We start from the raw sequence: 218 nt of genomic DNA, 5'->3' as shown, positions 1-218 counted from the left end.
GGTTCTGTCGCAGTAAGCCGATCTGCTATGGTGGTCGGTTCCGAGACGAGCGATGTAACGAATGACCAAGACCCCGAACGCCACTGTGAGCAAGGCGCTAAAACGGCTGCATTACCCGCTGGATATAATGCTGACATGCGTACGTTGGTACGTCGCCTATCCGTTGAGTCTGCGTCATCTGGAAGAAATGATGTCCGAGCGGGCAGTGTCGGTCGATC

1 pseudogene is annotated in these 218 nt (G+C 55.0%); it reads left to right on the top strand.

Annotated features, from left to right (window positions below):
- Nucleotides 1–61 precede the first annotated feature (61 nt).
- A pseudogene (locus HB376_RS40680) lies at nucleotides 62–218 on the top strand (IS6 family transposase); the annotation flags it as partial.

Source organism: Caballeronia sp. dw_19, from assembly GCF_018449515.1.
Taxonomy (GTDB): Bacteria; Pseudomonadota; Gammaproteobacteria; order Burkholderiales; family Burkholderiaceae; genus Caballeronia.
The sequence above is the reverse complement of the archived record's forward strand: the minus strand, read 5'-3'. Positions and strand labels throughout refer to the sequence as shown.